General features: G+C 71.8%; 5 protein-coding genes and 1 pseudogene. All 6 read right to left on the bottom strand.

Going from position 1 to position 4739, the window contains the following annotated elements:
• On the bottom strand, positions 1 to 1219 hold a 1219-nt coding region (locus KBX53_RS22825), incomplete at its 3' end, for a HAMP domain-containing sensor histidine kinase (RefSeq protein ID WP_210861545.1).
• Positions 1216 to 1917 carry a response regulator transcription factor gene (locus KBX53_RS22820; RefSeq protein ID WP_030336721.1) on the bottom strand — a complete coding sequence of 234 codons (702 nt, stop codon included), beginning with the start codon at positions 1915 to 1917 and terminating at the stop codon, positions 1216 to 1218. The genes KBX53_RS22825 and KBX53_RS22820, both read right to left, overlap by 4 nt.
• A gap of 72 nt (positions 1918 to 1989) precedes the next feature.
• Positions 1990 to 2601, bottom strand: coding sequence for a PadR family transcriptional regulator (locus tag KBX53_RS22815; RefSeq protein WP_030336719.1), 612 nt, complete (start codon positions 2599 to 2601; stop codon positions 1990 to 1992).
• The gene (locus KBX53_RS22810) at positions 2598 to 3422 is read right to left on the bottom strand and encodes a DUF4097 family beta strand repeat-containing protein (RefSeq protein WP_210861543.1); all 825 of its coding nucleotides are present in this window, start codon (positions 3420 to 3422) and stop codon (positions 2598 to 2600) included. Before KBX53_RS22810 ends, KBX53_RS22815 begins: the two co-directional genes overlap by 4 nt.
• 238 nt (positions 3423 to 3660) lie before the next feature.
• A complete protein-coding gene (locus tag KBX53_RS22805) occupies positions 3661 to 4599 on the bottom strand; it encodes a 1-acyl-sn-glycerol-3-phosphate acyltransferase (RefSeq protein WP_210861541.1) in 939 nt (312 codons plus the stop codon).
• A pseudogene (locus KBX53_RS22800) lies at positions 4596 to 4739 on the bottom strand (GNAT family N-acetyltransferase); the annotation flags it as partial. The gene KBX53_RS22805 and the pseudogene KBX53_RS22800, both read right to left, overlap by 4 nt.

The raw sequence follows: 4739 nt of genomic DNA, 5'->3' as shown, positions 1-4739 counted from the left end.
GGTTGCCGATCACCTGCCGCAACCGCGCGTCGTCGGCGGAGACGACCAGCGGGCCCGATTCGGGCTCGATCTCCAACTCGATCCGCCGGTCCGGTGCCATCGCCCGCGCGGCCTGCACGGCGTCAGAGGCGAGCACCGGCAGCTCCACCGGGGTCAGCGCGAGGGGCCGTTCCCGGTCCAACCGGGCGAGCAGCAGCAGGTCCTCCACCAGCAGCCCCATCCGGGCCGCCTCGTCCTCGATCCGGCGCAGCAGACCGGCGGTCTGCTCCGGCGCGCGGGCCGCACCCTGCCGGTACAGCTCGGCGAAGCCACGAATGGTGGTGAGCGGGGTACGCAACTCGTGGGAGGCGTCGGCGACGAACTGCCGCATCCGCTCCTCGGAGCGGATGGCCCGCGCTTCGGACGCCTGAGCGGCGGCGGCGGCGTCGCGGGCGGCGCTCTCCGCCCAACGGGCCGAGGTTTCCGAGGCGGCTCGGGCGGTGAACGCCACCTCGATCTGGGTGAGCATCGCGTTCAGCGCGCGGGAGAGCCGGCCCAGCTCAGAGGTCGGATACTCCTGCCCCTCCTCCGGGTCGGGCACCCGGCGGGACAGGTCACCGCCGGCGATCGCGGCGGCGGTGCGTTCGATCTCCACCAACGGTTTGAGGCTGGTCCGGACGATCGCCGCACCGACCGAGGCCAGCATGATCAACACCGCACCGCCGACCAGTAGGTCTATCCAGACGAGCTGCTTCACCGCCCGGTCCACCTCGGTGAGCGGCTGACCCACGGCGAGCACCGAGCCGTCCGGCTGGGCCGCGTAGTAGACCCGCCATCTGGTGAAGCCGTCATGGGACACGACGGTCCGCGGCTCCCCCTCCAGGTCCTCGAAGCCGTCCCGGCTGGTGGGGAATGTGGGCAGCTGCGCTGGGTCGAGACTGATGTCGTCGTAGATCGCCGGGTAGACCTGTTGCTCGTCAGCCACCGACACCACGTAGTCGCTGGGCAGCATGGCGTTGACCTGCCCGCTGCGCAGCTTCGGGAGCAGCTGACCCAGGCCCTGGGCGGTCGACCTGACCTGCCCGTCGACCTGCCCCTGCAGGTAGTTGCGCAGGAAGTAGGCGGTCAGCGAGCTGATCACCAGCAGCGCGACGGCGACCAGCGCGAGCACCGAGGTGACCAGCTTCACCCGCAGCGGGACGCTGCGTACCCGACCCTTCGCCTGCTGGACCGCGTTCACGCCGCCGGCTTGCGCAGCACGTACCCCACACCGCGGAGAGTGTGGATCAGCCGGGGCTGGGTGGTGTCGACCTTGCGCCGCAGGTACGAGATGTAGGACTCGACGATGTTGTCGTCGCCCCGGAAGTCGTAGTTCCAGACGTGGTCGAGGATCTGCGCCTTGGACAGCACCCGGTTGGCGTTGAGCATCAGGTACCGCAGCAGCTTGAACTCGGTCGGCGAGAGCTGCACGCGCTGGCCTGCCCGGTGCACCTCGTGGGTCTCCTCGTCCAACTCCAGGTCGGCGAAGGTGAGCCGGGACGGGGCCTGCTCGCCGGTCGTGGTGCGGCGCAGCACGGCGCGGATCCGGGCGGTCAACTCCTCCAGGCTGAACGGCTTCGTGACGTAGTCGTCCCCGCCCAGGGTCAGCCCACGGATCTTGTCGTCGGTGGCGTCCCGGGCGGTCAGGAACACCACCGGGGTACGCGTGCCGCCCTCGCGGAGCATCCGGATGACCTCGAAACCATCCAGGTCGGGGAGCATCACGTCGAGCACCACCAGGTCGGGCCGGTGGTCCTTGGCGGCGTTGAGCGCCGCGCTCCCGCTTGTCGCGGTGGCCACGTCGAAGCCCGCGAACCGCAGGCTCGCGGAGAGCAGTTCGAGGATGTTGGGGTCGTCCTCGACGACAAGCAGTCGCGCCTCGGTCTGGGTAGCGGGCATGTGCCAATCATCGGTGACGTCACTGCGCCAGCGCTGGACGCTTCCTGCAAAAAGGCTGTGAGTCGCCGTCGGTCAGCGCAGCAGGCGACGCAGCCCGTCGAGGGCACCGTCGAGCAGCCGGATCGCGGTGCGCAGCTGGGTGTCGCTGAACTGCCGGGCACGCATCAGCCGGCCCACCTCGGCGGTGAACGCGGTCAACCGCTGGTCGAGTTCGTCGAACAGCTCGGCCTGCGGGCCGGTGGTCGACGTCGGGCGGGGCGGCGGCGCGGGCGCCTCCCACCGGGCTCGCCGGGTCTGCCGGGTGGCCTCGCTCAGCTCCCGTTTGAGGTCGCGCACCGATCCGCGTACCTCGCTGCGGATCTCGCCGGCCAGGCTGGAGAGGTCCGCCACGGAGGCGGCGATGTCCGTCTCCAGCGCGGTCAGCTCGCCGGCCCGCTGGCGCAGCTCGGCACGCCCGGCGTCGGTGATCTCGTACGTCTTGCGGCCACCGGCCGCGGTGTGGCTGACCAGCCCTTCGGCCTCCAGCCGTTGCAGCCGTGGGTAGATGGTGCCGGCGCTGGGGGCGTACAGCCCGAGGAACCGGTCCTCCAACAGTCGGATCAGCTCGTAGCCGTGCTTCGGGCCGTCGTCGAGCAGCTTGAGCAGGTAGAGCCGGAGCCGACCGTGGCTGAACACGGCGGTCACGGCAGCTCCTCCCCGTCGTCGTCGACCGCTCGGGCGAGCAGGGCGATGCTCCCCGAGGTCGCGGAAGCCCAGAGCTTACCGTCGCCGGCGCCGAGCACCCCCTCGCTGCTGGGAAGTGGGAAGGTCGAGGTGCTCAGCTGCGGAAAGCCGCTGGTGATGCGGCCGGAAGCGGTGTTCAGCCGGACGGCGAGGTCGCTGTCCTCGCGGACCCGGACGGTGATGCTGCCCGAGATGGTGGTCAGCCGGATCTCGCTGCGCCGAGGGTTGTCCAGATCGCAGGTGATCGCGCCGGAGACGGTCTGCGCCCGCACCCGGTCGGCGGCGCTGTCGGCGAGGATCACCTCTCCGGAAACCGTCTCCAGGGTGAGGTCGCCCCGGACGCCGAGCGCTTCCACCGGCCCGGAGGTGATCTTCGCGGAGGTGCTGCCGCGGAGCCCCATCAGGGTGATCTGGCCGGCGACGACGTCGACGGTGGTCTGCCGGCGCAGGCCGGAGGCGACGAGTGAGCCCGCGACCAGGCCCAGATCGGCGAGGACGTCGGCGGGCACGGCGATGGAGACGTCCACCCGGGGATAGCGGTGGATCATCCGGAACCACCGCAGGACGTCCGACCAGCCCCGACCGCGCTCCTGGCGGATGCTGAGCCGGCCGTCGACGTGGTCGATCAGGACCGGCCGACGGCCGACCTGGGTCACGTCGATCCGGGTCGGCCCGTCGGTGGCGACCACGTTGAGCCGCCCACTGATCAGTCGCACGTCCAGCCTGACGACAGGATCGTCCACGGTGAGCCGCTGCGGGCTCTCGATCGTCCATCCGGCCATGGCGTCCCCCTCTCGCCGACGCGCGCACGCACGCCGAACAGGAGAAGAATGTAACGCGATACATCGCGATACCACAAGACAGTCGCGAGTGTCGCGCGCCTCCGCACGTCAAGATCGCGCTCGATCCTGGATCCAGTGGCTTCCCGCACGACCGAGGCCACTCTTTCCTGGATCGAGCGATCTTGGCGCGGGGCGCGCGGTCTTGGCGCGCGGGGCGCGGGGCGCGGGCGGCTCTCCCTCAGGCCGCCAGGTCCAGCTCCCGATCGGGGGTGTGCGTCGGGACCGGAACAGTCGGGCTCGCCGTGGGGACCGCCCGCAGCCGGGCCGGCGTCGGGGCACCCGCCGCTGGCAACAGGTGTACGGCCGACTCGGCGGCCCGGGCCAGCCACCGCCGGTCGGCGCCACGGGCCGGGTGCAGCGCTCCGGCGATCGTCACCGAGACCACCAGCTCCCGCGCCGTCACCACCCGGGCCACCGAGCGCAGCAGGGTGTCCGCGCCGAGGAAGGCGGCGACCGTGGTGGTCGACCCGGTGGCCGCACAGCGGTAGCTGAGCCGCAGCGGCACCACCGGACTGCCGGTGTCGATGGCCGCCTGGAACGTCGCGGGCCGGAAGCCACCGCCGGGACGACAGTCGGTCGCGGTGCTTCCGGCGCACCACGTCGTACCCTCCGGAAAGACCGTCACCGACCGCCCGGCGCGCAGCGCGTCGGCGACCCGGCCGACGGTGGTCGGCAACGCCAGGGGCCGGGACCGGTCCACGAAGACGGTGCCCGCCGCCGCGGCCAGCAGCCCGAGCACCGGCCACGAGCGGACCTCCCGCTTCGCGACCATCCGGGTGGGCGCGACCGCCAGCACCGCGAGGATGTCCAGCCAGGAGACGTGGTTGGCGACCAGCAGCGCGCGCCGTCGGGGCAGCCGCCCCTTCACCACGAGGCGGACACCGAACGCGCGCACGGTGGCCCGCGCCCAGCCGCTGATCAACGTCTGCCGCTCCCGGGTGGGAAGCACTGGCGACAGCAGCGCCACCGGGATCCCGGCCAGCAGCATGCCGAGCGCGGCGACCAGCCGGAGCACCCGGCGGCCCACCGGCACGGTGGGCACCTCGCCGGCCACCGGCAGGCAGTCGTCGTCGCAGCCCGAAAAGGGCCGCCACAGGTCGCGCGGTACGCCGGTCACCGCTGCTCCCCACCCAGGAAGTGCCGCAGGTAGCGCGGGTTCATCCGGTCCAGGGAGAAGAGGACGTAGAAGTCCGCGCAGCCGAAGTCGCTGTCGTACGACGGCTCGCCGCAGATCCACGCACCCAGCCGGAGATAACC

The sequence above is a fragment of the Micromonospora sp. M51 genome (assembly GCF_018070305.1).
GTDB classification, from domain to species: Bacteria; Actinomycetota; Actinomycetes; order Mycobacteriales; family Micromonosporaceae; genus Micromonospora; species Micromonospora parva.
This window is presented reverse-complemented; position numbering and strand designations above follow the sequence as displayed.